Origin of the sequence: Exiguobacterium sp. SH0S7 (assembly GCF_004337195.1) — a bacterium.
Classification (GTDB): Bacteria; Bacillota; Bacilli; order Exiguobacteriales; family Exiguobacteriaceae; genus Exiguobacterium; species Exiguobacterium aurantiacum_A.
Map to the genome: position 1 here is coordinate 1 of NZ_SJVA01000041.1, position 420 is coordinate 420.

The window sequence follows — 420 nt, forward strand, 5'->3', positions numbered from 1 at the left end:
CTCACCAGGCGCGAGATGATCCGGAACGGCTCAAGCAGCGGAAGGTTGCCGGAATCGTAGGTGATGTAGCTGCCCGTACCCGTGAACTTGGTGACGTTGGCGATCTCCTTGAGAACCTCGTCCACGCCGATGCCCAGCAAGTCGAGTTTCTCGACGACTTTCACGATCTCGGACCACCCGGGCACCATCTCCAGGCTCTGGCCACCGGTGACGTCGAGGATCGTCTTGAGCCCGTCGATCGTGCTGAGCGCCAGTTCGGGGATGACATGGCTGAGGATGTTGTTCTGGGGCTTGGTGCTGGGGAGCAGGTACGTCAGGAACACCGCGCCGACAGCGGCGTTGGTCCACGCCAGTGGGTTCAGCGTGGTGGGCGCGTCCGAGAGGATGTTGTACGCCCAGGAGATGTCGAGGATCGAGGTG

General features: G+C 62.1%; 1 protein-coding gene. It reads right to left on the bottom strand.

From position 1 onward, the window contains the following. A partial coding sequence (locus tag EVJ22_RS15315) for a hypothetical protein (RefSeq protein ID WP_199749351.1) occupies window positions 1-420 on the bottom strand: 420 nt, incomplete at both ends.